Raw genomic sequence first — 346 nt, 5'->3', positions numbered from 1 at the left:
TCGTAACAAGGTAGCGCTAGGGGAACCTGGCGCTGGATCACCTCCTTATACGATGATTATTCACGATGAGTGTCCACACAGATTGATATGGTTTAAATTTCAGAGCAAAGATTGGTTCTGCATAAAATGCTGAAGCGATTTATGTGGGGCTATAGCTCAGCTGGGAGAGCGCTTCGCTGGCAGCGAAGAGGTCATCGGTTCGATCCCGATTAGCTCCACCACTAGCTACATTGTTTCTGCTTTTAGCAGAGCAACCTACAGTGTCCCGTTCGTCTAGAGGCCTAGGACACCGCCCTTTCACGGCGGTAACAGGGGTTCGACTCCCCTACGGGATACCATCTTTAAA

General features: G+C 49.7%; 2 tRNA genes. Both read left to right on the top strand.

Annotated features, from left to right (window positions below):
* The first annotated feature begins 145 nt into the window (after positions 1–145).
* Positions 146–221 (top strand) — tRNA-Ala (locus tag VJL_RS26110).
* A gap of 41 nt (positions 222–262) precedes the next feature.
* A tRNA-Glu gene (locus VJL_RS26105) sits at positions 263–338 on the top strand.
* Positions 339–346 lie beyond the last annotated feature (8 nt).

It is taken from the genome of Vibrio jasicida CAIM 1864 = LMG 25398, from assembly GCF_000400365.1.
GTDB classification, from domain to species: Bacteria; Pseudomonadota; Gammaproteobacteria; order Enterobacterales; family Vibrionaceae; genus Vibrio; species Vibrio jasicida.
Note: the sequence above shows the minus strand (reverse complement) of the source record. Positions and strands in the feature narration are given on the sequence as shown.